The organism is Caulobacter rhizosphaerae (assembly GCF_010977555.1).
In the GTDB taxonomy this organism is placed as follows: domain Bacteria; phylum Pseudomonadota; class Alphaproteobacteria; order Caulobacterales; family Caulobacteraceae; genus Caulobacter; species Caulobacter rhizosphaerae.
Map to the genome: position 1 here is coordinate 4,760,276 of NZ_CP048815.1, position 26,847 is coordinate 4,787,122.

Annotated in this window: 24 protein-coding genes and 1 tRNA gene; 11 read left to right on the forward strand and 14 right to left on the reverse strand. The window is 68.5% G+C overall.

From position 1 onward, the window contains the following. Positions 1-200 precede the first annotated feature (200 nt). Positions 201-890, forward strand: a complete 690-nt coding sequence (locus G3M57_RS21670; protein ID WP_188916255.1) for a class I SAM-dependent methyltransferase — start codon at positions 201-203, stop codon at positions 888-890. 167 nt (positions 891-1,057) lie between these two features. Here G3M57_RS21670 and G3M57_RS21675 read toward each other — a convergent pair. Next, a tRNA-Val gene (locus tag G3M57_RS21675) sits at positions 1,058-1,132 on the reverse strand. A 109-nt stretch (positions 1,133-1,241) separates the two neighbouring features. Further along, the gene (gene cpdR / locus G3M57_RS21680) at positions 1,242-1,598 is read right to left on the reverse strand and encodes a cell cycle two-component system response regulator CpdR (protein WP_012284930.1); all 357 of its coding nucleotides are present in this window, start codon (positions 1,596-1,598) and stop codon (positions 1,242-1,244) included. Positions 1,599-1,775: 177 nt separating this feature from the next. Between cpdR and G3M57_RS21685 the strand changes: the two genes are divergently transcribed. The 3 genes from G3M57_RS21685 to G3M57_RS21695 all read left to right on the forward strand — a co-directional run bounded on the left by G3M57_RS21685 (position 1,776) and on the right by G3M57_RS21695 (position 7,608). Continuing rightward, a complete protein-coding gene (locus G3M57_RS21685; protein ID WP_163232955.1) occupies positions 1,776-2,696 on the forward strand; it encodes an N-formylglutamate amidohydrolase in 921 nt (306 codons plus the stop codon). Positions 2,697-3,214: 518 nt separating this feature from the next. Continuing rightward, positions 3,215-5,050, forward strand: a complete 1,836-nt coding sequence (gene typA / locus G3M57_RS21690; protein WP_056753068.1) for a translational GTPase TypA — start codon at positions 3,215-3,217, stop codon at positions 5,048-5,050. Between the two features lie 164 nt (positions 5,051-5,214). Next, positions 5,215-7,608 carry a putative bifunctional diguanylate cyclase/phosphodiesterase gene (locus tag G3M57_RS21695; protein ID WP_230983945.1) on the forward strand — a complete coding sequence of 798 codons (2,394 nt, stop codon included), beginning with the start codon at positions 5,215-5,217 and terminating at the stop codon, positions 7,606-7,608. A 157-nt stretch (positions 7,609-7,765) separates the two neighbouring features. On the opposite strand, the gene G3M57_RS21700 is transcribed toward G3M57_RS21695, so the two are convergent. Genes G3M57_RS21700 through G3M57_RS21710 form a run of 3 tightly spaced genes read right to left on the reverse strand, consistent with a single transcriptional unit; the run spans position 7,766 to position 10,766 of the window. Next, entirely contained in the window at positions 7,766-8,023 is a 258-nt protein-coding gene (locus tag G3M57_RS21700) for a GlsB/YeaQ/YmgE family stress response membrane protein (protein ID WP_056753071.1), read from the reverse strand. Between the two features lie 59 nt (positions 8,024-8,082). Further along, on the reverse strand, positions 8,083-9,156 hold the full coding sequence (locus G3M57_RS21705) for an HlyD family secretion protein (protein ID WP_163232959.1): 1,074 nt from the start codon (positions 9,154-9,156) through the stop codon (positions 8,083-8,085). Then, positions 9,156-10,766 (reverse strand): efflux MFS transporter permease, encoded by a 1,611-nt coding sequence (locus G3M57_RS21710; protein WP_082564490.1) that lies wholly within the window; start codon positions 10,764-10,766, stop codon positions 9,156-9,158. Before G3M57_RS21710 ends, G3M57_RS21705 begins: the two co-directional genes overlap by 1 nt. Before the next feature lie 202 nt (positions 10,767-10,968). Between G3M57_RS21710 and G3M57_RS21715 the strand changes: the two genes are divergently transcribed. Beyond that, entirely contained in the window at positions 10,969-12,120 is a 1,152-nt protein-coding gene (locus tag G3M57_RS21715) for an aminotransferase (protein ID WP_163232961.1), read from the forward strand. Positions 12,121-12,179: 59 nt separating this feature from the next. Here G3M57_RS21715 and hmpA read toward each other — a convergent pair whose 3' ends face one another. Both hmpA and G3M57_RS21725 read right to left on the reverse strand, forming a co-directional pair. Continuing rightward, positions 12,180-13,388: an NO-inducible flavohemoprotein gene (hmpA, locus tag G3M57_RS21720; protein ID WP_163232963.1), complete on the reverse strand. Its 1,209-nt coding sequence runs from the start codon at positions 13,386-13,388 to the stop codon at positions 12,180-12,182. Beyond that, positions 13,373-13,852 carry a group III truncated hemoglobin gene (locus tag G3M57_RS21725; protein ID WP_230983946.1) on the reverse strand — a complete coding sequence of 160 codons (480 nt, stop codon included), beginning with the start codon at positions 13,850-13,852 and terminating at the stop codon, positions 13,373-13,375. Before G3M57_RS21725 ends, hmpA begins: the two co-directional genes overlap by 16 nt. Before the next feature lie 111 nt (positions 13,853-13,963). Between G3M57_RS21725 and G3M57_RS21730 the strand changes: the two genes are divergently transcribed. After that, positions 13,964-14,413, forward strand: coding sequence for an RrF2 family transcriptional regulator (locus tag G3M57_RS21730; protein ID WP_163232965.1), 450 nt, complete (start codon positions 13,964-13,966; stop codon positions 14,411-14,413). Here G3M57_RS21730 and G3M57_RS21735 read toward each other — a convergent pair. Together G3M57_RS21735 and G3M57_RS21740 are read right to left on the reverse strand one after the other, a co-directional pair. Continuing rightward, positions 14,410-16,983, reverse strand: a complete 2,574-nt coding sequence (locus G3M57_RS21735) for a response regulator (RefSeq protein ID WP_163232967.1) — start codon at positions 16,981-16,983, stop codon at positions 14,410-14,412. The two genes, G3M57_RS21730 and G3M57_RS21735, sit on opposite strands and share 4 nt — an antisense overlap. A 151-nt stretch (positions 16,984-17,134) precedes the next feature. Continuing rightward, positions 17,135-17,902: an SDR family oxidoreductase gene (locus G3M57_RS21740; RefSeq protein WP_163232969.1), complete on the reverse strand. Its 768-nt coding sequence runs from the start codon at positions 17,900-17,902 to the stop codon at positions 17,135-17,137. Between the two features lie 322 nt (positions 17,903-18,224). On the opposite strand from G3M57_RS21740, the gene G3M57_RS21745 reads away from it, so the two are divergent. Together G3M57_RS21745 and G3M57_RS21750 are read left to right on the forward strand one after the other, a co-directional pair. Continuing rightward, positions 18,225-18,902 (forward strand): GGDEF domain-containing protein, encoded by a 678-nt coding sequence (locus G3M57_RS21745; RefSeq protein ID WP_163232971.1) that lies wholly within the window; start codon positions 18,225-18,227, stop codon positions 18,900-18,902. Positions 18,903-19,025: 123 nt separating this feature from the next. Beyond that, positions 19,026-19,502 (forward strand): SRPBCC family protein, encoded by a 477-nt coding sequence (locus G3M57_RS21750; RefSeq protein WP_056753099.1) that lies wholly within the window; start codon positions 19,026-19,028, stop codon positions 19,500-19,502. Positions 19,503-19,546: 44 nt separating this feature from the next. Here the strand turns inward: G3M57_RS21750 and G3M57_RS21755 are convergent, their stop codons facing one another. Next, positions 19,547-20,272, reverse strand: coding sequence for an extensin-like domain-containing protein (locus G3M57_RS21755; RefSeq protein ID WP_230983947.1), 726 nt, complete (start codon positions 20,270-20,272; stop codon positions 19,547-19,549). Between the two features lie 92 nt (positions 20,273-20,364). Between G3M57_RS21755 and G3M57_RS21760 the strand changes: the two genes are divergently transcribed. Continuing rightward, positions 20,365-21,741: an MFS transporter gene (locus G3M57_RS21760; RefSeq protein WP_163232973.1), complete on the forward strand. Its 1,377-nt coding sequence runs from the start codon at positions 20,365-20,367 to the stop codon at positions 21,739-21,741. 14 nt (positions 21,742-21,755) lie between these two features. Here the strand turns inward: G3M57_RS21760 and G3M57_RS21765 are convergent, their stop codons facing one another. The 3 genes from G3M57_RS21765 to G3M57_RS21775 all read right to left on the reverse strand — a co-directional run bounded on the left by G3M57_RS21765 (position 21,756) and on the right by G3M57_RS21775 (position 24,378). After that, the gene (locus G3M57_RS21765) at positions 21,756-21,932 is read right to left on the reverse strand and encodes a hypothetical protein (RefSeq protein ID WP_163232975.1); all 177 of its coding nucleotides are present in this window, start codon (positions 21,930-21,932) and stop codon (positions 21,756-21,758) included. A 31-nt stretch (positions 21,933-21,963) separates the two neighbouring features. Beyond that, complete coding sequence (locus tag G3M57_RS21770; RefSeq protein WP_163232977.1) at positions 21,964-23,952, reverse strand: protein meaA; 1,989 nt, start codon at positions 23,950-23,952, stop codon at positions 21,964-21,966. Between the two features lie 93 nt (positions 23,953-24,045). Then, on the reverse strand, positions 24,046-24,378 hold the full coding sequence (locus G3M57_RS21775) for an Mpo1-like protein (protein ID WP_056753110.1): 333 nt from the start codon (positions 24,376-24,378) through the stop codon (positions 24,046-24,048). Between the two features lie 344 nt (positions 24,379-24,722). Between G3M57_RS21775 and G3M57_RS21780 the strand changes: the two genes are divergently transcribed. Next, positions 24,723-25,163 carry a helix-turn-helix domain-containing protein gene (locus G3M57_RS21780; protein ID WP_056753111.1) on the forward strand — a complete coding sequence of 147 codons (441 nt, stop codon included), beginning with the start codon at positions 24,723-24,725 and terminating at the stop codon, positions 25,161-25,163. A gap of 135 nt (positions 25,164-25,298) precedes the next feature. On the opposite strand, the gene G3M57_RS21785 is transcribed toward G3M57_RS21780, so the two are convergent. Next, positions 25,299-25,544: a PilZ domain-containing protein gene (locus G3M57_RS21785; protein WP_235525783.1), complete on the reverse strand. Its 246-nt coding sequence runs from the start codon at positions 25,542-25,544 to the stop codon at positions 25,299-25,301. A gap of 308 nt (positions 25,545-25,852) precedes the next feature. Between G3M57_RS21785 and G3M57_RS21790 the strand changes: the two genes are divergently transcribed. Next, on the forward strand, positions 25,853-26,845 hold the full coding sequence (locus tag G3M57_RS21790) for a glucokinase (protein WP_163232979.1): 993 nt from the start codon (positions 25,853-25,855) through the stop codon (positions 26,843-26,845). Positions 26,846-26,847 lie beyond the last annotated feature (2 nt).

Consider the following 26,847-nt stretch of genomic DNA (forward strand, 5'->3'; position numbering starts at 1 on the left):
CCGTCAGGCGGACGCCCCGGCGACAGCCGCCAGACTCGGCCGTTGGGCTTAGGTCGGCCCCCCCAAGAGGGCCTTCGCTCAAACCCGTCAACGCCGCCGCCTCAACCTTGTCGCGATCCCATTACAACGACTATCGTTGATGCTCGTCGGTTTACGTGATTGCATTACGACGACGAGGAGCTGTGGGTTTAGTCGGGGGCATGGCAATTTTCGACAGTGTGTCGGCGTTCGCGCGGCTGCGGCGAACGAGAAGGCATTTGCTTCCCTTGCTGAAGGCCGTCCAACCCGGCGGCCGCGCCCTCCGCGTACTGGACGTCGGAGGAACAGCGAATTTTTGGCGTCCCATCATTCCGTCGCTCGACGGGCTGGACGTCAGAATCACCGTTCTCAACCTGGAGGCCCGGTGCTTGGGCTCCGACGACGAGATTTTCACCTATGTCGTCGGAAACGCATGCGCGCTGGACTACGCCGACAACTATTTTGACGTCGTCGTCTCGAACTCGGTGATCGAGCACGTGGAAGATCCCACCGGCCACGTCAGCTGGCGGGCCCAGCGCAAATACGCCGCCGAGGTCCGCCGCGTCGGCAAAAGCTTCTACGTTCAGGCCCCCTACTTCTGGTTCCCGATGGAACCTCACTACCGCCGCCCCTTCTTTCACTGGCTGCCGTTGCCGCTCCAGGCCTGGATGCTGATGAACTTCGACCTGCGTGGCGGGCGGAAGTCGGGCTCGCTTCACGACGCTTACGAGCGCCTCGACGAGCACCCACGGCTTCCAACCTTCGGCGACATGAAGTTGCTGTTCCCGGACGCCCGCATCGAGCGCGAGAGATTCGCCCTGCTGACCAAGTCCCTGACCGCGATCCGCTTGGACGACGGATTGCGGACATAAGGCGTCCGACCTCGATATCGCGCGGCGCGTTCGGTCGTCCCTTCGGTGGCGACTTTCCGGGTGATCGACGAAGGCCGGACCAGGCTGATCCAGGTCACGGAAGGCCGCCGCGGAGCCGCAGCGCGCTGAACCGACCCGGAGTTCTGAATTCAAGGGAAGAAAAGGAATGGTGGACGCGACAGGGATTGAACCTGTGACCCCTACGATGTCAACGTAGTGCTCTCCCGCTGAGCTACGCGTCCGCCAAAGCGGCCTGGAAGCGCTTCGAAAAGCGTCCCGGGCGGGAAGGTGTGGGGGTATAGCGGCGGCTTGGCCGTCGCGCAACCCGCCTTTCGGCGGGTCCCCAAAAAATTAGGCGGCCATCATCTTCTCGACCTCGGAGACGAGGTCGCGCAGGTGCACGGGCTTGGACAGCACCTTGGCGCCGGCCGGCGCGCGGTCCTGGGCCGACAGGGCCACGGCGGCGAAGCCGGTGATGAACATGATGCGCAGGGACGGGTCGCGAGCCGCCGCCTGGCGGGCCACCTCGATGCCGTCCATGCCAGGCATGACGATGTCGGTCAGCAGCAGGTCCCAGGGCGTGTCCAGGTGCTGGACGGCCTCTTCGCCGTCGGCGCAGGCCGTGACCTCGAAGCCGGCGCGCTCGAGGGCGCGGGCGAGGAACCCGCGGAGGGAGTCGTCGTCTTCGGCGAGGAGGATGCGGGCCATGCGGTCAGTTTCCAGGCGACAGGCGGGATTTGAAAGTGAGAATCTAGTGAAGGACGGTAAATCGGGGATGAACCGGGCTCTCGCTGTCCACAGCTAAAGCCAGGCCCACGCCCCGCTTCCTTATACCGCGGCCCCTCAGCGTTTGACCCGGAACCGCCAGGCCGCGACAATAAGCCCATGACCGCATGGGAGCCGATCGCTTCGGAGACGCCGGAGACGGCGGAGCAAGGCTTCTCGCCGGCGTTCGAGGTGATGCGCGCCCGCGCGGAGGGCGAGCCGCCGCCCACGCCGCTGGTGTTCGCCTCGCCGCACTCGGGACGCCTCTATCCGCCCGACATGATGGCCGCCGCCCGGCTGGCCGCCCAGGACCTGCGCGGCTCGGAAGACGCCTTCGTCGACGACCTGATCGCCGGCGCGCCCGCGCTTGGGGTCTGCGTGATCCGCGCCCGCCTGGCCCGGGCCTATATCGACCTCAACCGTGACGCCTGGGAGCTGGATCCCACGATGTTCGAGGACGCCCTGCCCGACTTCGCCCAGGCCCGCACGGCGCGGGTGGCGGCGGGGCTGGGGGCCATCGCCCGGGTGGCCGGCGAGGGTCGTCCGATCTATGCCCGCAAGCTGACCTTCGCCGAGGCCAAGGCCCGCATCGAGACCGCCCACCGCCCCTATCACGACGCGCTGGACCGCCTGCTGGCCCAGGCGCGCGGCGCCCATGGCCTGGCGATCCTGGTCGACTGGCACTCGATGCCGGCTGCGGCGGCGCGGGGTCACCGGGCCCGCGGCGGCGGGCCGTGCGACATCGTGCTGGGCGATCGCTTCGGCGCGGCCTGCGGTCCCGGACTGACCGCGCTGATGGAAAAGACCCTGGAGGGCCTGGGCTATCGCGTGGCCCGCAACGCGCCCTACGCCGGCGGCTACACCACCGAGCACTACGGCCGCCCGTCGCGGCGGACCCACGCCATCCAGGTCGAGATCAATCGCGCGCTCTATATGAATGAGACGACCCGCGAGCCGGCGGAGGGCCTGGCGCGGCTGAAGACGGATGTCGAGTCGGTGACCGCGCGCCTGGTCCAGACCGACTGGACCGAGCTGCTCTGAACCCTCACGTTTCGCGTTTTTCGGGAAAATGCGCCGAGCGCGGCCATTCGCCTTGGGTTCGCCCAGGTTACGGGCAAAAAAAAAGCCCGGCTCGAAAGCCGGGCAGTTCATTAGGGAGGAAACGCCCAGGAAGGGCAGAGGCGGCAGCGCCGCCTCACAGGTTGCTTATAGGGTGCACTGCGAAATGCATCAAGCAAAATCGACAGACATCGCTGTCTTTTTTTCGCGCTCACCGACTGAAACCCTTTGTAACACAAGGGCCAGAGAACGCCGCTCTCCAAGCTTGGCTGATTTTCGGATCTATGCTGCACTGCACAATTAGTTGCCAAAGAAACGACAGCCGTCCGCAACTTTCGCAAACCCAATAAATTTAAGGGGTTTTGCGCTGACACCGGTTTCCAGTCCGATCTGTCGCGCAGGGGTGGGGTGGATAATCGTCGCGCAGTCGCGTAAAAGCCGCGCGCCTGACGCGCGCAGCGTCAAACCCCATCTGTTCCTCCCGAAAGTTCGCCTTCTCCATGTCCATGCGAAACATCGCCATCATCGCGCACGTCGATCATGGCAAGACCACCCTCGTCGATCAGCTGCTGGCCCAGTCGGGCGTGTTCCGCGCCAACGAGGCGACCACCGAGCGCGCCATGGACTCCAACGACCAGGAGCGCGAGCGCGGGATCACCATCCTGGCCAAGTGCACCAGCGTCCTGTGGAACGGTGAAGCGGGCGAGACCCGCATCAACATCATCGACACCCCTGGCCACGCCGACTTCGGCGGCGAGGTCGAGCGGATCCTGGGCATGGTGGACGGCTGCGTCCTGCTGGTCGACGCCGAAGAAGGCGTCATGCCGCAGACCAAGTTCGTGCTGACCAAGGCGCTGAAGATGGGCCTGCGCCCGATCCTCTGCATCAATAAGGTCGACCGCGCCCACGCCGATCCGGACAAGGTCCACAACGCCGCCTTCGACCTGTTCGCCGCCATCGGCGCCACGGACGAGCAGCTGGACTTCCCGCACATCTACGCCTCGGGCCGCGCCGGCTGGGCGACGCTGGACATGAACGTGCCCAACGACAACCTGGCCCCGCTGTTCGACCTGATCGTCCGCCACGTGCCGGAACCCAAGCAGATCGCCAAGAAGGACGAGCCGTTCCAGATCCTGAACGTGCTGATCGAAAGCGACCCGTTCCTGGGCCGCCTGCTGACCGGCCGCATCGAGAGCGGCAAGGCCGTTCCCGGCATGGCCATCCACGCCCTGGACCGCGACGGCAAGGAAATCGAGCGCGGCCGCATCACCAAGGTGCTGGCCTTCCGCGGTCTGAAGCGTTCGCCGGTCGACGAAGGCGCCGAGGCCGGTGACATCGTCGCCATCGCCGGCATGTCCAAGGCCACCGTGGCCGACACCCTGTGCGCGCTGGAAGTCACCGAAGCCCTGCCGGCCCAACCGATCGATCCGCCGACCATCTCGATGACCGTCTCGGTCAACGACAGCCCGCTGGCCGGCCGCGAAGGCGACAAGGTCCAGAGCCGCGTGATCCGCGACCGCCTGCTGAAGGAAGCCGAATCGAACGTGGCCATCAAGGTCACCGAGACCAGCGAAGGCGACGCCTATGAGGTGTCGGGCCGCGGCGAACTGCAGCTGGGCGTGCTGATCGAGAACATGCGCCGCGAAGGCTTCGAAGTGTCGATCAGCCGTCCGCGCGTGGTGTTCCAGACCGACCCGGAAACCGGCAAGCGCCTGGAGCCGATGGAAGACGTCATGATCGACGTCGACGACGAATATTCGGGCATCGTCATCGAGAAGCTGTCGCTGCGCAAAGCCGAGCTGAAGGACATGGGCCCGTCGGGCGCGGGCAAGACCCGCATCCAGCTGGTCGCCCCCTCGCGCTCGCTGATCGGCTATCAGGGCGAGTTTCTGACCGACACCCGCGGCTCGGGCGTGCTCAACCGCGTGTTCAGCCACTACGAGCCCTACAAGGGCCCGATCGACCAGCAGCGCAAGGGCGTGCTGATCAGCAACTCGGACGGTGAAACCGCGGCCTACGCGCTGTGGAACCTGGAAGAGCGCGGCACCATGTTCGTCGGCGCCGGCGAGAAGACCTATCTGGGCATGATCATCGGCGAGAACGCCCGCCAGGACGACCTCGACGTCAATCCGATGAAGGCCAAGCAGCTGACCAACGTTCGCGCTTCGGGCAAGGACGAGTCGATCCGCCTGACCCCGCCGCGCCGCATGACCCTCGAACAGGCCATCGCCTATATCGAGGAAGACGAGCTGGTCGAGGTCACCCCGAAGAACATCCGCCTGCGCAAGCAGATCCTGAACCCGTCGTTCCGCAAGCGTCGCGTCAAGGAAGAATAGCCGGCTCCCGGAGCTCTCCGGAACGAACGATCGAAGGCCCGCCATCTCCTTGGGATGGCGGGCTTTTTCGTGCTCACGGCGCCTACGGTTAACCGGCGTTTCAGGAAGCGTCGTTAGGTTGCCCGAGCGGGATGCGGGGCGTCCTGGGATTGCAGGATCGCGCCGTGCGCCAGACTTCCGCTCTTTCGGGAACCTTCGCGCGCGTCGCCGCCCTGGTGTCGCGCCACCTGCCCGCCGTGCCCGAGGCCATGGCCGGCCGCGTCCGTTTCGAACAACTGGCCAGCATCCAACGCCTGACGCCGGTGATGATGGTCGCCAATATCGTCAACGCCCAACTGGTGTTCCTGGCCGGCCTGGGCGGTCCGCACCGGCTCACCCTGCTGGTCTGGGCCGGCGTGGTCACCGCCTACGCCGTTCTGGGCCTCTACGGCTGGCTGTCCGCCCGCCGCCGCAAGAGCGCCAAGAACACCGTCTCGGCCCGCGGCGCGCGTCGCGTGGCGATGCAGACCGGCCTGTTGGGCGCCCTGTGGGGCGTGCTGCCCTACGTGGCCCTGCGCGACGCCGGCACCCAGATGAGCATGCTGATCGTCGCCCTGACGGCGGGCATGATCGGCACCGGCAGCTTCGCCCTGCTGACCCTGCCGATGGCGGCCCTGGCCTACACCACGCCGCTGGTCGTCGGTTCGCTGCTAGTGCTGCTGACCAGCCATGACCCCATCCTGCTGGCCTTGGCCGGGCTTCTGATCTTTTGCTACCTGGTCGTGGGCCTGTCCTGCCTGTCGCACGCCAAGGTGTTCGTCGACCGCCTGGTGGCCGGCGACGAGTTGGAACGCCAGAAGCAGGTCGTCAGCCTGCTGCTCAGCGACTTCGAGGAAGGCTCCAGCGACTGGCTGTGGGAAGTCGACGCGACCGGCGCCCTGACCTATGTCTCCGAACGCATGGCCGAGGCGGCGGGGGTTTCCCGTGACGACCTGCTCGGCCGGGTGGTCGGCGGGCTGGACGCCAGGATGGCCGAGGCGCCCGAAGGCCTGGCCGCCACCCTCGCGGGCCTGCTGGCCGACCAGAAGGCCTTCCGCGACGTGGTGGTGTCGGTCACGGTCGCCGGCGAGGTCCACTGGTGGGCGCTGACGGCAAAGCCGATCCACGACCTGGACGGGGTGTTCGCCGGCTTCCGCGGCGTCGGCGCCGACGTCACCCAGGCCCGCAAGGACCAGGAACGCATCACCCGCCTGGCCCACTACGACGTACTGACCGGCCTGCCCAACCGCCTGTCGTTCTTGCAGGCCCTGAGCGGCGCCTGGGACGCCAAGGGACGAACGGCCGGCTGCGCGGTCCTGTGCCTGGACCTAGATCACTTCAAGGGCGTCAACGACAGCCTGGGCCACCCGATCGGCGACGCCCTGCTGGTCGAGGCGGCCGGCCGCCTGCGCGCCTGCGTCGGCGAGGCCGGAATCGTCACCCGCCTGGGCGGCGACGAGTTCGCGGTGGTCGTCCAAGGCGATCTTGAGCCGTCAGCACTGGGCGCCCTGGCCCAGGCCATCGTCGACGCCCTGGCCCTGCCCTACGCCTTGAACGACCACCACGTGTCGATCGGCGCCAGCGTCGGCATCGCCGTCGCCCCCGCCGACGCCGACGACGCCGACACCCTGCTGAAGAACGCCGACCTGGCCCTCTACCGCGCCAAGGGCGACGGGCGCGGCGCCTACCGGTTCTTCGAGGCGACCATGGACGTCTGGGCCCAGGAACGCCGGGCCCTGGAGATCGACCTGCGCTCGGCCCTGCGCAACGACGAGCTGAAGCTGTTCTTCCAGCCGCTGATCGGCGCCAAGGGTCACGAGATCACCGGCTTCGAGGCCCTGCTGCGCTGGCAGCATCCACGCCGCGGCCTGGTCGGGCCCGACGACTTCATCGAATGCGCCGAACAGTGGGGCCTGATCTGCAAGATCGGCGAGTGGGTGCTGCACGAGGCCTGCCGCCAGGCCGCCGCCTGGCCCGCGCCGCTGAAGGTGGCGGTGAACCTGTCGCCCAACCAGTTCGCCGCCGGCGACCTGGTCGACCAGGTGCGGACGGCCCTGCGCGTATCGGGTCTGGAGCCCTCTCGGCTGGAGCTGGAGATCACCGAGGGCCTGCTGCTGCGCGACACGGCCGGCACGCTGGACCAACTTCGGGCGCTCAAGGACCTGGGCGTGCGCATCGCCATGGACGACTTCGGCACCGGCTATTCCAGCCTGGCCTATCTGTGGCGGTTCCCGTTCGACAAGATCAAGATCGACCGCACCTTCGTGGCCGAGATGTCGGGTAATCCCGCCATCGCCGACATCCTGCGCACCATCACCCTGCTGGGCCGCACCCTGAACCTGGAGGTCACGGCCGAGGGGGTGGAGACGGCCGAGCAGGCCTCGATCCTGGAGGACATGCGCTGCGACCACTTCCAGGGCTATCTGTTCGGCCGGCCCATGCCGATCGCCGACATTCCCGGCTACCTGCTGGAGAACATGGCGCAGCAGCTGCGGCGCGGGCCGACGGGGGACGACGTCGCCCAGGCGGCGGTAAGCTGAGCTCCTTCCCTCCTCCGGGAGCGAGGTCGGATGAAAGGTCGGAGAATGACAAAGCCGCGACCGGCCTTCCGGCCGATCACGGCTTTTGCTCCTGAGAGACCTTTCACTCCGGCGGCTGCGCCGCCACCTTTTCCCGCAAGGGGAGAAGGCTAAGAGATCAAACCCGGTTGCGGCCCTTGAACAGGCCGAGCAGGAACAGCAGCACGATCGCGCCGATCGTCGAGATGATCAGGCTGCCGATCCAGCCCATGAAGTGGATGCCCAGCATGCTGGCCAGGAACGCGCCGATCAGCGCGCCGACCAGGCCGACGATCAGGTTGGTGATCAGGCCGTGGTTGCGGCCCATGATCTTTTCGGCGATCCAGCCGGCGAAGATGCCGATGATGATCGCGCCGATGAAGCCCACACCGTTCATGTCGTTGTTTCCTGACAGCCAAGGTTGTTAGGGAAAATGCCCGAGAACGCGGTTGGTTGCTAGCGCGCGGTGTCGACCCGGGCCACCACGCTCATCCCCGGACGCAGGCGGGCGACGGCGTCCTGGCCGGGATCCAGGGCGATGCGGGTCGGCAGGCGCTGGACCACCTTGGTGAAATTGCCCGTGGCGTTGTCGGGCTTGATCACCGCGAACTCCGAGCCGGTGGCCGGGCCCAGCCGCTCGACATGGCCGCGCAGCTTCAGCCCGCCCAGCCCGTCGACCTGGACCACCGCCGGCTGGCCGACGCGGATGCGGGCCGTCTGGGTTTCCTTGAAATTGGCGGTCACCCAGGTCTGGCGCGGCACGATGCCCATCAGCTGGGTCCCCACGGCGACGTACTGGCCCAGCTTGACCCCGACCTCGCCCACCGCCCCGTCCTCGGGCGCGCGGATGGTGGTGTTGGCCAGGTCGATGCGGGCCAGCTCGACGGCGGCGCGGGCGTTGGCGAGCGTCGCCTCCAGCCCCTCGCGGTTGACCTTGGTCGTGGCCAGGGCCTGGCGGGCGATGTCGATGTTGGCCTGGGCCTGGGCGACGCTGGCCGTGGCCTGGCGCTGGGCCACCCGCAGCACGTCGCGCTGGCTGGGGGCCAGCCAGCCCTGGGCCAGCAGCGGCTCGGCCCGACGGATGTCGACCTCGGCCTTGGCCAGGGCGGCCTGGCTGCTGCTGGCCTGGGCCTCGGCGAGGCGGATCTGGGCGGCGTTGCTGGTCTGGGCCTGGAGGTTGGCGTCGAGCGCCGCCTGGGCCGACTGCACGCTGGCTTCGGCCTGGGCCAGCCTCTGGCGATAGATGCGGTCGTCGATCTGGACCAGCGCCTGACCGGCCTTCACGGGCTGGAAGTCCTTGACCGCCACGGCCGTCACATAGCCATCGACCTTGGGGGCCAGCAGGGTGACATAGCCGCGGACATAGGCGTTCTCGGTGCTCTGCACCGCGCCCGTGAACGGCGGCAGCTTCCAGGCGTACAGCACCAGCAGCACGCCGCCGATCCCGGCGACGATCACCGGAACGGCCGCCCGAGACCACAGGCGCTTGGGCGGAGGCGGAACGGGCTGCGGGGCTTGGGAATCGGACATCAGGCGGCCTCCACGGGCGTCAGGCGGGCCGCGCGCCGCTGGCGCAGGTCGCTCCGGACGCGCAGGAACAACAGGTAGGCGAAGACCATCAGCGCCATCACGGCCACCGTGGCGAACACGTCGTCATAGGCCAGCACCGTGGCCTCGCGCGTCGCCTGCTGGGCCAGCAGGGCCCCGCCCTCGCCGCTCCGCAAGCTCGGATCGGTCAGCACCCCGGCGTACGAACCGGACAGTTGCCTGACGCGCAGGGCCACCTGCGGATCGGTCAGGCTCAGCCGGCTGACGATGGCGTCGGAATGCACCCGCTCGCGGATGGTCATCAGCGTGCCGAGGAAGGCCGAGCCGCCCAGGGCCCCGATCACCTGTCCGGTCGAGAACAGCACGATGAAGCTGACGATGTACTCCTGGCCCATCCGGATGGCGCGTGGGAACCCGGCCAGCAGGGCGGCGGGCAGGAACAGGGCGCCGGCGAAGGCCATCATCCCCTGGCTCAGATACATCTGCTCGGGGCGGGTCAGGCTGGTCGATCGGCTGTCCAGCCAGGCGGCGACGGCGACCATCAGCAGGGCGATCAGGGCCGGGGTGCTGACGTGCTCGGGATTGATCGTGAAGGCGACGATGACCATGCCGGCCAGGGTGGCGAAGAACATCACCCACGACAGTCCGGCCATCTGGTCGTTGTTCATGCCCAGGGTCTGCAGCAGGCCGAACGCGCCCACCCCCTGCTCGGACAGCACGACGCGGAACAGCAGGATGATGACCAGCAGGCGCAGCAGATCGGCGCTGGTCAGCCAGCGCAGGTGGATCAGCGGCTTCTTGCGATGCAGCTCGACCAGGGCCGAGGCGACCAGCAGCACGATGGCCGCCACCAGGCACCAGCCGATCCAGGCCGTGTCGAACCACCACGCATAGCGCCCCTGCCCCAGCACCACGCACAGCAGGGCGATCCCCGGCGCGAACAGGGCGAATGTCAGAAAGTCGCGCCACTCGAACATCTGCACGCGCGGGATCGGCGGCAGGCGCAGCAGGTTGACGGCCGACAGGCAGACGATGCTGAGCCCGATCTCGGCCAGGTACAGCCCGTGCCACTGGCCGGTGTCGAGCAGGTCGGACGACACCAGCCGCGACAGCGGCAGGGCCAGCTGGGCCCAGCCGATGCCCAGGGCGATGCCGACGATCCGCCGCTCCGGCGGCGCGGCCTCGACCATGTAGAGCAGGGTCAGGGTCGACAGAGCCGACGCCGCCATGCCGGCCGCGGCCCGCACGGCGATGGCCGAGCGCAGGTCGTTGCTCAGCAGGTGGGCCAGGCCGACCACGATGAACAGCCCCAGGCCGATGTCGGCGAACAGCCGCAGCCCGTACTGGAAACGGAACTTGACCGCCAGCAGGCCGATCGTGGCGTTGGCGGCGGTGTAGGCGATCGACAGCCAGGCCGACTCGTTGGTGTAGGCGCCGAGCGAGCCCTGGATCCAGGGCAGGTTGTTGTTGATCAGGTTGGCGCCCAGCCCCTGGGTCAGGCCCAGCAGCATCGACACCGCGCCGTAGGCCAGCCCGTGCGACCACGTCCAGGGCGGCGAAGGCGGCGGAGCGGGGACGGCGCTGTCGGTCAAAGGGCGTTCGGCTCCATGATCCATTCCTTTCCGCCACGCAACTCGCCGAAAGGAGCGGACAGAACGGGCTTTGGCTCCAACGGTTCAGCTAGGGCTTTCGCTGCATCCGTTCCCGAACCTAGGCCAAGCCCAGCGATAGGACTTGAAGAAATCCGCGATCGCGCAACCCATGCTAGGCAAGGCCTCGAGGAGCGCACACGCCATGGTTCATCCGGTCTATGCCGACCTGCCCACCACCATCTTCGAGGAGATGAGCGGCCTGGCGCGCCAGACCGGGGCGATCAACCTGGGCCAGGGCTTCCCCGACGACGCCGGACCGATGGCCTTGCGCCGCAAGGCCGGCGAGGCGCTGATCAGCGGCACGAACCAGTATCCGCCGATGCGCGGCCTGCCCGCCCTGCGCCAGGCCGCGGCGGCGCACTACGCGCGCACCCAGGGCCTGGACCTGAACTGGGAAGGCGAGATCGTCGTCACCTCCGGCGCGACCGAGGCCCTGGCGGCGGCCTTCCTCAGCCTGATCTCGCCTGGCGACGAGGTGGTGCTGTTCCAGCCGCTGTACGACGCCTACCTGCCGATGGTGAAGCGGGCCGGCGGCGTGCCCAAGCTGGTGCGCCTGGCGCCGCCGCACTGGCGGTTCGACCGGGCCATGCTGGAGGCCGCGTTCAGCGACCGGACTCGGATGGTGGTGCTGAACACGCCCCTGAACCCGGCCGGCGTGGTCACCCCCGACGAGGACCTGACCTTGCTGGCCGAGTTCTGCGTGAAGCATGACGTCATCGCCGTCTGCGACGAGGTGTGGGAAGCCGTGGTGTTCGATGGCCGAAAACATCGACCGCTGATCGGCTATCCGGGCATGCGCGAGCGCACCGTCAAGATCGGCTCAGCCGGCAAACTTTTCGGTATGACAGGGTGGAAGGTCGGCTTCCTGTGCGCCGCTCCCGTCCTGACCCGGGCCCTGGCCGGCGCCCACCAGTTCCTGACCTTCACCACCCCGCCCAACCTGCAGGAGGCGGTGGCCTACGGACTGGAGCAGCCCGGCGACTGGTTCGAGACCATGCCCGCCGGACTGCAGCGCTCGCGCGACCGGCTGGCGGCGGGCCTGCGCGCGGCGGGTTTCATGGTGCTCGATAGCCGCGGCACCTATTTCCTCAATGTCGACCTTGCGGCCTCGGGGGTCGACGAGGACGACCGGACCTTCGCCCTGCGCGCGGTGCGCGATCACGGCGTGGCCAGCATTCCCGTCTCGGCCTTCTATGCCGAGGATCCTGTGCGCCACATCCTGCGCCTGTGCTTCGCCAAGGCGGACGAGACGCTGGACGAGGGCGTGGCGCGGCTGGCGAGGGCGCGGGGGTAGAAGATCGCACCGCCTAGACCCTCCCCCAGTGGGGGAGGATCTTGTCGGCTCGACCGCCCTTAGGCCGCGATCGCCTCCGCCGTCGGGCCAAACACCTCGTAGTGGATGCGGTCAGCCGGCACGCCCGCGGCGGCCAGACCCTGGACGAAGACCTTCAAGAACAGCGTCGGGCCACACAGGTAGAAATCGGCCTGAGCGAACGGCGTGTTGGCTTTCAGCCAGTCGATCGAGATGAAGCCGTCGACGTCGTGCGTCCGGCCCGCTTGGTCGCCCGCCAGCGGCGCGCTGTAGAAGGTGGTGACCGTGACGCCGCCGTGGTCCTTGGCCAGGCTGCGGACATGGCCGTCCAGCGCGTGGACATCGCTGTTCAGCGCGCCATGCACGAAGTGGGCCTCCAGTTCCGGATGGGCCTGGGCGATGTGCTCAAGCATGCTGACCATCGGCGTCAGGCCGACGCCGCCGCTGAGCAGCACCACCGGCCGGGCGGGCTGGTCGGCCAGGAAGAAGTCGCCGGCCGGCGGGGTGGCGGAAAGCACGTCGCCGATCTGGATCTGGTCGTGCAGGAACCGCGAGGCCGCGCCCAGGTCCTCGCGCTTGACCGAGATGCGGTAGCTTTCGCCGTTCGGACCGGCGGAGATCGAATAGTTGCGCTTTTCACCCGGCGCGCCCGGCAGGTCGAAGCGGAAGGTCAGATACTGGCCCGGCTTGTGCGTGATCACCCGGCCGCCATCCCGGGGACGCAGCACGAACGAGGTGATCACCGCGCTCTCGCGGACCTTCTCGGCGACCACGAAGTCGCGCCAGCCGGTCCAGCCGCCGTCGGCGGCCTCGATCCCGGCGCGGATCGCCGCCTCGCGGTCGATCAGGATGTCGGCCAGGAACCAGTAGGCCTCGCCCCAGGCGGCCAGGATCTCGTCGGTCGCCGCCTCGCCCAGCACCGCCTTGATCGCGCCCAGCAGGGCCTCGGCCACGAACGGATAGTGCTCGGCCAGGATATGGTAGCCGACATGCTTCTGGGCGATGCGCTCGACCACCGGCAGCACGACGCCCAGATTGTCGATGTTCTGGGCGTAGGCCAGCACCGCGCCGGCCAGGGCCTTGGGCTGGGCGCCGCTGCTCTGGTTGGCGTGGTTGAACAGCGCCTTGATATGCGCGTCCTGGAACAGCCGGGCGTACATCGCCAGGGTGATCGCCTCGCCGTGTTCGGCCAGGGCCGGAACCGTGGCCTTGACGCGCGCGATCGTTTCCGCGCTCAGCGCAGCCGCCATTGTCTTACTCCTTGTCTGGTTCGATCGAGGTCTGGGTTTGATCGGTTCGGGCGTCGCTGGGACGCCGCGGGTCGGGAGGGCTCCGCCTTGGGCAGGCGAAAGTGGATGGCCAGGTCCAGGCTCTGGGCGATGCGGGCGGCCTTGGCCTGCATGGCCGCGGCGACCTCGGGCGACATCATTTCGGCGGTCGTCTGGTTCCACAGCGCCAGCCAGCGGCCGAACATCTCCGAAGGGATGCGATGGCCGTGCCGCATGTGGGCCTGCATCGGATCGCCCTTGTAGCGGCCGGTGGTCAGCATCACCGACGACCAGAAGTCGGCGAGGGTGGCCAGGTGCCGGTCCCAGTCCTCCACCGCGTCGTTGAACACCGGCCCCAGCGCGGCGTCGGCCCGCACCCGGGCATAGAACCGGTCCAGCAGGGCCGGCAGGGCGGCTTCGATCTCGGCGGCTTGGCTCGGGTCCATGGCGAAGGCCTAATTGATGCGTAGAAAATGCATCTATAAGTCCGCCCTAAAACATGCAATGAGAATACCAGTTTTACGTAGTCGCCCTTAGGGGCGACGCCCGGAGCGCCGATGCGCCTGACGCGCTACACCGATTACGCGATGCGGGTGCTGCTGCACCTGGCCGCGCGCGGCGACGACGGCCTGGCCTCGATCGGCGAGATCGCCGCGCTCTACAGGATTTCGCAGAACCACCTGATGAAGGTGGTGCAGGACCTGGGCAAGGCCGGCTTCGTGCGCACCGTGCGCGGCCGGGGCGGCGGCATAGCCCTGGCGCGCCCCGCCGACCAGATCGTCGTCGGCCAGGTGGTGCGCCAGACCGAGGACGGCTTCAAGCTGGTGGACTGCACGGCCTGCGTGATCGCCCCGGCCTGCACCCTGCCCCGCGCGCTGAACGAGGCGACGGCCGCCTTCATCGCCGTGCTCGACAAGTACACGCTGGAAGACCTGCTGGACCAGCGCCATCAGATGCGGACGCTGTTCGGCATCACCGACGCCGCCGAGCTGCCCGCCGCCAGCTAGATCGTCGCTTCCACCTCGGCCCTGTCCGCGGATGCGGCGCCGCGCTTGTCCAGCACCTGGACCAGCACCGACAGCAGGTCACGCAGGTCGATCGGCTTGGCGATATGAGCGTCCATGCCGGCCTCGAGGCAGGTGTCGATCTGGGTGCGCATGACGTCGGCGGTCAGGGCGATGACCGGCAGGCCGGCCCAGCGCGGATCGCGGCGCAGGCGGCGGGTGGCCTCCAGCCCGTCCATCACTGGCATGTTGACGTCCATCAGCACCAGATCGAAGATCTCGGCCTCGAGCGCGTCCAGGGCCTCGCGACCGTTCTCGACCTCGACCAGGTCGCAGTCGAACGGGGCCAGGAACAGCTTGATGACCCGACGGTTGACCGGGTGGTCGTCGACGACCAGCACGCGGCGGCCCTGCAGGGGCGAGCGCGTGGGTTCATCCTCGTTGGCGGCGCCGAAGGCCGGGGCCGCGCCGTCCATCGCCGAGCTGGAGGCGACGTCGACCTGGAAGCCGAGCGTGAAAACCGAGCCCCGCCCCTCGCGGCTGTCAACGACGATCTCGCCGTCCATCAGCTCGGCCAGGCGGCGGGTGATGTTCAGGCCCAGGCCCGTGCCGCCGAAGGTGCGGGTGGTCGAGGCGTCGGCCTGGGTGAAGGCGCCGAACAGCTTGGACAGGGTGGCTGGGCTCATGCCGATGCCGGTGTCCCGCACCGTCAGGCTCACCGCCGTGCGCCCGGTCTGCGGGTCGGGCCGCCAGGCCAGGGTCACGTCGACGCGGCCCACCACCGTGAACTTCAGGGCGTTGGACAGCAGGTTGGCCAGGCACTGGCGCACGCGCACGGCGTCAAACAGCAGCATCGGCGGCGGCTCGCCGGCCACGGTGAAGACCAGCTCGACCCCTTTCTCGCGGGCCGTGGGCTGATAGCCGCCGACCAGGCGGGCGCAGACCCCGACTAGGTCGCCGGCCGTAGGGGAGATCTCCAGCTTGCCGGCCTCGATCTTCGACAGGTCCAGGATGTCGTTGAGCAGCACCAGCAGGGTGTCGCCACTGTCGATCATCAGCTCGACCTGCTCGCGCTGGCGGGCGTCGAGGCTCTCGGTCCGCAAGGCCTGGGCCATGCCCAGCATGCCGTTCAGCGGCGTGCGCAGCTCGTGACTCATCACCGCCAGGAAAGCGGACTTGGCCTCGTTGGCCGTCTCGGCCCGGCCGCGAGCCTCCTTCAGCCGCTCGGAAGCCCGGCGCAGATAGACGCCCCAGGCCACCCCGCCCAGCACCAGCACGCCCAGCAGCATGGCGATGACGATCGAGGCGTGGGCCAGACGGCGGTTCAGCTCGACCTCGGCGGTCAGGCGCTTGCTTTCGTCGCGCTTGGACTTCAGTTCGGTCTCCAGGGCCGAAGCCATCTGGGCGCCGTTGCGCGACAGGGCGGCCTGGGTCTTCTCGTGATCTTGCCGACGCCACTGGTCCAGCAGGCGGAAGGCCTCCTCGCCGCGATGTTCGGCCAGGGCGATATAGGCGCTGAGCAACAGCTCGGCCTGGGGATCGCGCTCCAGCCTGTCGACCGGCACGGCGCGCAGCGCTTCCAGGTCAGTCCTGGCGGCGGCCGCGTCGCCCAGCTCGGCGCGGGCCTGGGCGCGCAGGCGCAGGCTGAGGCCGGTCAGGCGATTGGTCGGATGGGCGATCTCGAAGTCGCCGTCGGCCAGGCAGCGCAGCACCCGGCCCGGGGCGTGCCGGTCGCTGGCGATGCGGGCGCACAGATAGCGGTCCCAGGTCTTGAGGTCCGGGTCGCCGGCGGCCTGGGTCATGTTGTGGTGCACGCCGGCGAAGTGCTCGGCGGCGTCCAGCTCGCCCACCTCGGCGGCGGTGTAGGCGATGTCGTACATGCGCTCGACCTTGCGCATGTAGAAGGCGTTGCCCTCGTCCAGGCGGGCCGCCTGGCTCATATGGTCCAGCGCGCCTTCCTTATCGCCGATGTAGGACAGGGTGTAGGAGTGCACCTGGTGCGTCTCGGCCAGCAGGGGCCGGGCGATGGCGCCGCGGCGCTCCAGCTGGCCCGTGGCCTCGGCGGCCAGGCGCGAGGCGTCGGCCCACTGCCCCGATCGGCCCAGGCTGCGGATGCGCTCGACCGCGGCCATCAACCGGATATTCGGCCCCGAACGGTCCAGAAACCGGGTCCAGTCGGCCTCGGTGAAGGTGCGAAAGCCGCCGGACTCATGGCGGTAAGCCATCTGCAGCAGGTCCACCAGCGTCGCCAGTTCGGCGTCGTGGTCTTCCTCGGCCAAGCGGCGCACGCGGTGGGACCACTCATCGAACTGCGGCTGGACCTGGTTGCTCTTGTAGGCATAGAGCACCGACCACAGGCCGTAGAGACGCTTGTCGCCGTGCTGCCTGAGCGCCCGGCGCCCGACCCGCTCGATGTCGTCGTTCTCGCGCGCCGGCGGCTGGATCTCGTCGCGCCGGATCTCGCGATAGAGCGCGTCCAGCTTGGCCGACTGCGGCGACCGAGCGAGGGCCGGGCCGCAGGGGCCCGCCAACAGGGTTGCGATCGCCGCGAGGAACAGGACGTAGCGCCGCAAGCCGTGGTTTCCCGGTGAACATCGGTACGCTACGAGAAAGGGCCTGTATTCAAAGTTAAGATCGGCCCGGCGCGACGTTGCGTCGCAAAAAAGCGGCGCGGGGGAATGATATTCCCCGTTTTAAGTCGTGAAGCCGACTCCGCGCCACCGTCTAGATGGTGGCGCCGCCGTCCACCACCAGGGCCTGTCCGGTCATGAAGCTGCCCGCCTTCGAAGCCAGGTAGACCGCCGCCCCGGCCAGTTCGTCCGGCTCGCCGATCCGGCGCAGCGGCACGCCCCGGGTCGAGCGCTCCAGGGTCTCGGGATCGTCCCACAGCGCCTTGGCGAAGTCGGTCTTGATCAGGCCCGGCGCGATGCAGTTGACCCGCACGTTGTCGGGGCCGAACTCGTGGGCCAGGTTGCGGGCCAGCTGGAAGTCGGCGGCCTTGGAGATGTTGTAGGCCCCGATGACGGCGTTGCCGCGCAGGCCGCCGATCGAGCTGACGATGATGATCGCGCCGTCCTTCCGCGCGCGCATCTCCGGCGCGACCATGCCGATCAGCCAGTGATTGCTGATGATGTTGTTGTCCAGGATCTTGCGGAACTGGTCGTCGGCGATGCCGGACAGCGGGCCATAATAGGGGTTGGACGCGGCGTTGCAGACGCAGATGTCGACCTTGCCGAACGCCCGCCGCGTCTCGTCGACCAGGCGCTGCAGGTCGTCCTTGGAGGCGATGTTGGCCGGGACCGCGATCGCTGTCCCTTCGCCATGCCGGGTGTTGATCTCGGCCGCCACCTCGTCGCAGGGCCCGGCCTTGCGCGAGGAGATCACCACCTTGGCGCCGTGCTCGGCCAGGCGCTGGGCGATGGCCTTGCCGATGCCGCGCGAGCTGCCCGTGATGATCGCCACCTTGCCGGCGAGGTCGAAGAGGGGGGTCATGGCGCGCTCCTAAAACATTTGTTTGAATTTTCGACACAGTGCTGTCGCCACACGCGCACGTCAAGCTGCGCGCCGCTCGTCGACAAGGCCCGAAACGCGCTCTGCGACCTATTGCTGCACCATACTAGTCGCTGCCGATACGCCATGTAATGTTGAATACAGACGGATATTCATTATCCACACCGTCGCGCTTTCGCGACAATGGTAAATGATCGCCATGACAAGGACTTTAGATAAGAACGATTTCTTTAATCGCCTTCAGGCCGCGAGCGTCCTGATCTGCGCCAGTTTTCTAACCCTCGAGGTCTGCATCGAGTTCGGAATGGTCGAGAGAGCCTTCAGCCGCGATCTCGCGGGCTGGCGAATTGACGCCGCGGTCTCGCTGCTGGCGGTCGTCGTCCTGGCCGGGCTCGCGATCCTCAAGGCCTTCGAACTGCGCACCGAGTCGGCTCGGCGGCAAGCCGCCGAGCAGCGCCTTGCCCAGATGGAGACGCGAGACCCGCTGACCGGCCTGGCCAATCGCGATCGGATGCTGGAATTCCTGGGCCAGTCCCTGCAGACGCGCAAGACCGGCGACGAGGTCACCGGCCTGCTGCTCATTGACCTGAAGCGGTTCACGCCGATCAACGAGACCCATGGCCGCGCGGTCGGCGATCGGCTGCTGCGCATGGTCGCCGAACGTCTGCGATCGGTCGCGCGGGAGGACGAGATGGTCGCGCGCCTGGGCGGCGACGAGTTCGCGGTCGTAATGCCCCGCCTCGATTGCGCCAAGGCCGCCAGATATCCCGCCCAGCGGCTGGTCCGCGCCCTGGAAGCACCGTTCGAGATCGATGACTTGGCGCTCAGGATCGGCGGGGCGGCGGTCGGCGTGGCGACCAGCGCGAACACCGAGCTGCGTCCCGGCGTCCTCGTCCGCCATGTCGACGCCGCCCTCCAGCGCGCCAAGTGCGGTCCGGCGGCGGAATCCTGCTCCCATCGGCGAGGGACGGGCCAAGCCTGATCCCTGGCGGCGAGACTTTCGCCGACGCGGCGTCCGCGCCGACAAAATTTCTCCGGCGATGTCGGATCGACGCCCATGGGGCCGTCCTCGGGGCAACCAACCGAAACCCTGGAGACAAACGCCATGACCACCCCCTCTTCCATCGCCGATCGCGAACTCGTCCTGACCCGGATCATCGACGTCCCGGCCGACAAGCTGTTCAAGTGCTGGACCACGCCCGAGCGCATGCACGAGTGGTTCTGCCCCAAGCCCTGGACCGTTTCGCACGCCGAGACCGACGTGCGCCCCGGCGGCGCCAGCCTGATCGTCATGCGCGGGCCTGAAGGCCAGGAAATGCCCAATCGCGGGGTCTATCTTGAGGTGGTCGAAAACCGCCGCCTGGTGTTCACCGACGCCTTCGTCGAGGCCTGGGTACCGTCGGAAAAGCCGTTCATGGTGGCGATCATCGAGTTCGAGGACCTGGGCGACGGCACGACCCGCTATACCGCCACCGCCCGCCATTGGACGGTCGAGGACCGCCAGGCCCACGAGCAGATGGGTTTCCACCAAGGCTGGGGCGTCGTCGCCGACCAGCTGGCCGAGGTGGCCAAGACGTTCTGAGCCATGAGCGGGGACAGGCGCATGCGCCTGTCCCCATCCCTTCGTCACGAGCACTTGTTCCAGCCGCTCTCTTCCAGGTGAAAATGGTCGCGGTGGGCGGCGTTGTAGTCTGGGCCAAGGACGGTCCCGAACACCCGGCAGGCGCCGCGGCGCGCCGCCTGGACGAAACGCCCCTCGGCGCTGTCGGCGCGGAAGTCGGCCGCCACCGTGGCCCGTCGCCCGTCGGCGAAGCGGAAGCCGGCCACGTCCAGCGCTGCGGCGCGGGCATGGGCGCTGGGCCGCTCGCCGGGCCGGCCGTAGATCGTGCGGCAGGCATAGGTTCCGTAGTGGTCCACCCGCGTCAGCCGGCTGTGCAGGATATCCCGCGCCGCCGGAGCCAGCACCTGGCGCTCCCACAAGGCGTAGTCCAGGGCCAGCGGACAGGTCATGACCGGCGCGGCGGGCGCCAGGCGGCCGACGGCTCGCACGGTGTTTCGTGTCGAGCAGAAGCCGGTCTCGCGCGTCTCGCTCTTCACGAACCGCACCCCGCCCTCGCGCAGGGCGGCGCGGCAGGCGGCCGGGTCGGCGCCGATCCGCGCCAGCTTGCCGGCCGTGGCCAGGCCGATCGGCTGATCCAGCGAGAACGGCTTCCACGGCAGGTCCTGCGGCGGCGCCAGGCGGTCGACCAGGGCGAAGACCAGCAGGCCGGCCAGCAGCAGGTCCAGCAGGAACCCGGCCGCGCCGGCCAGCGACCGGGCGTCGGGCGAGGGTTCGGGGATCGCCAGTTTCACGCTTCACCCAACGGCGGGGCGACCACGAAGTTCAGCCGCAAGGCTTGGCTTGTCGGGCGCGAACGGTCATTACCGCCGCGCTGGAGACCCTCATGACCCCCTCGAACAGCTGGCGCGGCCTGCTGAACGCCGAACTGGCCCCGCGCTTCGCCCTGCTGTGCCTGGGCATCTGGCTGAACGCCGCCGACACCCTGGTGACGGTGACGATCATGCCCAGCGTCGCGCGCGAGATCGGCGGCTGGCAGTATTTCGGCTGGTCGATCGCCGCCTTCCTGCTGGGCTCGATCCTGGCGGGGGCCTGCGCGGGCAAGCTGTCGATCCGCTTCGGCCTGCGACGCGCCACCGCCCTGGCCGGCGTGGTCTACGCGCTCGGCTGCGCCATGGGGGCCCTGGCGCCGGAGTTCCTGACCTTCGTGGCCGGACGGCTGGTCCAGGGCCTGGGCGCGGGGGCGATCGTGTCGCTGTGCTATGTGGCGATCAGCGCCATGTTTCCCGAAAGCCTGTGGCCGCGCGTCTATGGCGCGATCGCCGGGGTCTGGGGCGCGGCCACCTTGCTGGGCCCGCTGTGCGGCGGGCTGTTCGCGCAGGCCGGCTTCTGGCGTGGAGCCTTCTGGTTCTTCGTGGTCCAGGCGGTGATCTTCGTCGGCGCGGTGCTGGTCATGGTTCCCGCCACCCCCAAGGCGCCGGAGGACGGGCGCATCCCCGGGCGGCAGCTGGCCCTGCTGACGGTGGGCGTGACCCTGATCGCCGCCGCGGGCGTCGTGCCCGGCGGACTGACGGCGGCGCTGTGCGCGGTGTTGGGGACCCTGGCCATGGCCGCCATGCTGGCGGTCAACGCCCGCACCAGCGACCGCCTGCTGCCCCGCGCGGCCGGCGACCTGGCCACGGCGACGGGGCTGGGCCTGGCGGTGATCTTCTTCTGCGAGGCCGCCACGGTGGGCTTCTCGGTCTATGGTCCCACCTTCATCCAGGTGCTGCACGGCGCCGACCCGCTGCTGAGCGGCTATGTGATCGGCGGCATCGCGGCGGGCTGGACCGCCTTGTCGTTCGTCGTCGCCGGGCTGAAGCCCGGGCACGAGGGCCTGGCCATCCGCGTCGGCGCCGTGGTCATCGCGGCCGGTGTGGCGTGGGGCGCCTATGAGATGGTGCACGGCGGCCTGGTCGGGATCACCTTGTCGATGGTGCTGCTGGGCAGCGGCTTCGGCGTCTGCTGGGCGTTCCTGGCCAAGCGCGTGATCGGCGGCGCCCCGCCCGAGGAACAGCCCCTGGCCTCGGCCGCCGTGCCCACCACCCAGCTGATCGGCGGTGCCACCGGCGCGGCCGCGGCGGGGGCCCTGGCCAACGCCCTGGGCTTCGCGCACGGCGTCGAGCCCGCCAACGGCCTGACGCACGGGCTGTGGCTGTTCTGCGCCTTTGTGCCACTAGCGCTTGTCGGCCTGGCGGCGGCTTGGCGGCTGGGGCGGGAGTAGAGACGCCTTCGCCCTCAACTCGCGAGAATGGCGGCGACGATCGCGAAGACCGCGACGAGACCGCCGCCTCCGACGAAATGGATCCCGAAATAAAGCGCGATCCAGGGCGCCGCCTGGAAGAAGCTGAACGCGCCCGCTCGCATGAGCGCGGATGCGTCGGCGCCGTCGGTCACCTTGGCCAGAGGGTTCATGCGCGTCAGGGTAGCACGAAGTCTCAACCGCTCAAGTTTCCGCCAGCGCCGCCGCTTCCACCAGCCGCACCACGTCGCTCATGATCTGCGTGATCCTGAAGTCCTTGGGCGTATAGATCCGCGCCACGCCCATCTGCTTGAGGATCAGGGCGTCGGCGTCGGGGATGATGCCGCCGACCACCACCGGGACATGGTCCAGGCCCTCGGCGCGCATCAGGCGGACGACGTCCTGCACCAGGTCCAGATGCGAGCCCGACAGGATCGACAAACCGACCACGTGAGCGCGGCCCTCCTTGGCGCGGCGGACGATCTCTTCCGGCGTCGAGCGGATGCCGTCATAGATCACCTGCATGCCGCAGGCCCGGGCCCGGGTGGCGATCTGCTCGGCGCCGTTGGAGTGGCCATCCAGGCCCGGCTTGCCGACCAGGTAGGTCAAGGTGCGGCCCAGCACCTGGGACACCCGTTCGACCTCGGCCTTCACCGCCTCGACATCCTCCGCCTCGCCGGTCGAGACGACCACCGCCACGCCGGTGGGGCCGCGATACTCGCCGAACACCGCGCGCAGGGCCCCGGCCCACTCGCCGGTGGTGACCCCGGCCTTGGCGGCGGAAATCGAGGGTTCCATAATATTGCGGCCATCGGCGGCCGCGGCCTTCAGGTCCACCAGGGCCGCTTCGGCGGCGACCGGGTCGCGGGCCGCGCGCCAGGCCTTCAGCCGCTCGACGACGCCGGCCTCCAGCAGGGGGTCGACCGTCTCGATCGCCTTGCCGGCGGCGGCCAGCGGCGAGGCCTCGCTGTCGGTCCACCGATTGACCCCGACCACGGTCAGAACACCGGTCTCGACCGCGCGCACCCGCTGGGCGTTGGAGGCCACCAGCTGCGCCTTCATGTAGTCGATGGCGCTGGAGGCCCCGCCCATCCCGTCGATCAGGGCCAGTTGCGCCAGCGCGCCCTTCGACAGCTCGGCGACCTTGGCCTCGACCACGTGGCTGCCGTCGAACAGGTCCTCGTATTCCAGCAGGTCGGTCTCGTAGGCCAGAACCTGCTGCAGGCGCAGCGACCATTGCTGGTCGAACGGACGCGGCAGGCCCAGCGCCTCGTTCCAGGCCGGCAGTTGCAGCGCCCGGCAGCGGGCGTCCTTGCTGAGGGTGACGGCCAGGGCCTCGATCAGGATACGGTAGACGTTGTTCTCGGGCTGCTGCTCGGTCAGGCCCAGGCTGTTGACCTGAACGCCGTAGCGGAAGCGGCGGGCCTTCGGATCCTGAACGCCGTAGCGCTCCAGCAGGATCTGGTCCCAAAGCCGCGTGAACGACCGCATCTTGCACAGCTCGGTGACGAACCGCACGCCGGCGTTGACGAAGAAGCTGATCCGCGAGGCGACGATCTCGAAGTCCTGCTCGGGCACTTGGCCGCCGGCCTTGACGGTGTCGAGCACGCTGATGGCGGTGGCCAGGGCGAAGGCCAGTTCCTGCTCCGGCGTCGCCCCCGCTTCCTGCAGGTGGTAGCTGCAGACGTTCATCGGGTTCCACCTGGGAACCTCGCGGTAGCACCAGGCGATCATGTCGCCGATCAGCCTCAGGCTGGGCTCCGGCGGAAAGATATAGGTGCCGCGGCTCAGATACTCCTTGATCAGGTCGTTCTGGGTGGTGCCCTGCAAGAGCTTGCGGTCGGCGCCCTGCTCGTCGGCCAGCGCCACGTACAGCGCCAGCAGCCAGGCCGCCGGGGCGTTGATGGTCATCGAGGTGTTGGACTGCTCCAGCGGGATCTGGTCGAACAGCGTCCGCATGTCGCCGAGGTGGGCGATCGGCACGCCGACCTTGCCGACCTCGCCCCGCGCCAGGACATGGTCGGCATCATAGCCGGTCTGGGTGGGCAGGTCGAAGGCGACGGACAGGCCCGTCTGGCCTCTGGCCAGGTTGGCCCGGTACAGGGCGTTGGATTTCTCGGCCGTGGAATGTCCCGCGTAGGTGCGGAAGATCCAGGGCGCATCGGGCGCGTGCTGGAACGGCTTGGAGGTCATCCTGCGCTTCCGTCCTGTCGTTCTTATTACCAACGATCATGAACCGGGGCTTGTTGCGGCGCAACATCGCAAAAGCGAACGAAGCGGCCGATCTCAGAACGGCCGCTTGCCCGTCACCACCTCGAACCACAACCGAAAGTCGCCCGCCAGGCTGTAGAGCGGATACTTGAAGGTGGCCGGGCGGTTCTTCTCGAACACGAAATGCCCGAGCCAGGCGAAGCCGTAGCCCACCAGCGGCGCGGCGACGAAGAACCGCCAATCGATCAGGAAACCACAGATCGCAGCCGCGATGACCAGGGTCGTGCCGACCACGTGCAGCCGCCGGCTGGTGCGGTTGAGGTGTTCGGTCAGGTAGAACGGATAGAACGCCGCGAAGGTGCGGTAGCGCCCTTCATTGTCTTCGGCGTTCCGGTCATGCGCGGCCATGGGCCGATGTTCCGCCCAACGGGGCGCGGTGGCAAGACTGTCGAGCTGGTCCTTAGGCCTGGCCGATTCTCTTCGCGCAAGCTGGTACCGTTAACGCGCTTAGCACGCGAGTAGGCGGTGATTCTGCTCCGTCCCCGGAGCGACTCGGCGTAGGAACTTGAAGCGTGGCCGAAATAATTTCGCCCGGAAATCGCCGCGATCTGGGCGCGTACGTCCGTTTCGTTAGCGCAAGCTGAGGGTTAACAAGCTAAACCTCAGCGACCTAACGCCGCGCTTCGCCGCCGCAGCGTTCCACGAACGCCGTGGACGTGGCATGGTGACTGGACAACCTTTGGAGGCGAAACTTGAGCGAAGAAACCGAGGGCCGACGCCCTAACCCCGTCGATCTCCACGTCGGTGGCCGTGTTCGGATGCGTCGCAAGCTGCTGGGCGTCAGCCAGGAACAGCTGGCCGACTCGTTGGGCCTGACTTTCCAGCAGGTGCAGAAGTACGAGCGTGGCGCCAACCGCGTCAGCGCGTCCAAGCTCTATGAGATCGCCAAGACCTTGCAGGTCCCGGTGTCGTTCTTCTTCGACGGCCTGGCCGACCCGATGGATGGTTCGGACGGCGACGAGATCGGCCAACAGGCCGAGCGCATCGTGCAAGAATTCCTGACCACGCCCGAGGGCCTGGAGCTGGCCGAGGTGTTCCCGAAGATCGGTCGCGGCCGGGTTCGCCGCCAGGTTCTCGACCTGGTCCGCGCGATGGCTGAAGAAGCCCACCGCGCCGAGAGCGCCGCCGCCTGATCCGGCGACGAGACTACCAGTAACCCGTTCGTTCGGGCCCCGGCGATCACTCGCCGGGGCCCGATCGCATTCTACGCTCAGCAGCCCGCGCATGGGCCCGGGTCCGGGTCCGATCGCCCCGGCGCTGCGGAACAGCTAGCTGGCCGAGACCCGCCCCTGGCCGGCCTGCCAGATACGCTTGGCCGTCTGCAGGGCGGCCGGGGCCAGGCCGCGCAAATCGTGGCTCCTGATGATCCTCAGACCCAGTTCGCGGTCCTTCTGCCAGATCACGCGCACGTCGTGGGCGTAGCCCGTGGCCAGGTCGACCAGCTGAAAGCCGCCTGGAGGCGTGGCGCTGGACAGCATCTGGATCCGCAGGCCGGTGTCCGACTGATCCCGCACGATGCAATCCCACGCGAAGACGCCGCACAGCACCTTCCCGGGGTTTTGCATCATAGTGCGAGGACCGGCGCGCCGGTCGAGAGCTCCGCCAGAACCAAACTTGGACATAACCGTAACAACGCGCGACGACGTTAAGCGGCGGTGCAATGGAAGAGTTTATTTGCCGATGACCATGTCCGCGGCCGGGGCTATTCCCTGGAAGGCAGGAACCTTGGGCGAGCACGGTTATTTAGCCGGTAACCCACTCGACGCTAAGGATCCCGCGGCCGGCGAAGACCGGCGATCGAGGAAGCGAAAGGGATGACCCGATGACCCACGGCGTGGCGCTCTTGGCCGATGTGACGGGTCGCGACCTGATCGTCGCCCTGGCCCGTCCCGGCGACGCACCGGGCGAGCACCGCGTCCTGCCCGGCTCCACTTCGCTGGAGCTGGAGGCCGGCCTCAAGTCCGTGCTGGCCGAGCTCGACGCGGACGTGCTGGTGGGCGCGGCGGTCGCCGCCGCCGGTCCGGAGATCGACGGCGCGGTGACCCTGACCAGCACCGGCCTGACCGTGTCCCTGACCTGGCTGCGCCACGTGCTGCGCACGCCCCGGGTCTATCTGGTCAACGACTTCACCGCCTGCGCCATGGGAGCCCCCAAGGTCGCCGAGGCGGCGCTCAGCGTGATCCATCCCGGCAAGGCCGCCCGCAACGCCGCCATCGCCGTGCTCGGTCCCGACATCGGCCTGGGCGTGGCGGGCCTGGCTCCGCTGCGCGGCGAGGGCTGGCTGGCCGTGCCCAGCGAGGGCGGCCACATGGACTTCTGTCCGGTCGAGGCCCGGGAGGCCCCGATCTTCTCGGCCGTCCGCGCCCGCCACGGCGAGGTCTCTGCCGAGCGCCTGCTGTCCAAGGAAGGCCTCAGCGACATCCACTGCGCCCTGGTCGGCGATGGGGATCCCCTTGTCGCGCCAGAAAATGACAACGTTATCATTGAGCTGGCCCGGGCCGGCGACGCCCAGGCGCGCGAGGCGATCTCGATCTTCAGCGGCCTGCTGGGCGGTTTCGCCGGCGACATGACCCTGGTTTTCGCCGCCCGGGGCGGGGTGTTTCTCAACAGCCCCCTGCTGGAGGCCATCGGCGGCTTGTTGGACCGCGAGGCCTTTGTCCGCCGTTACAGGACCAAGGGGCGGATGAGCCCTTATCTGGCCGAGGTGCCGGTGTTCAGCATGCCCGGCCGCTCCGCCCTGCTGGGCCTGTCCAGCCTGTTCAGCCCCAGCGACATGCGCTACGCGGCCTCGGACGTGAAGTTCCTGGACTGCTGAGC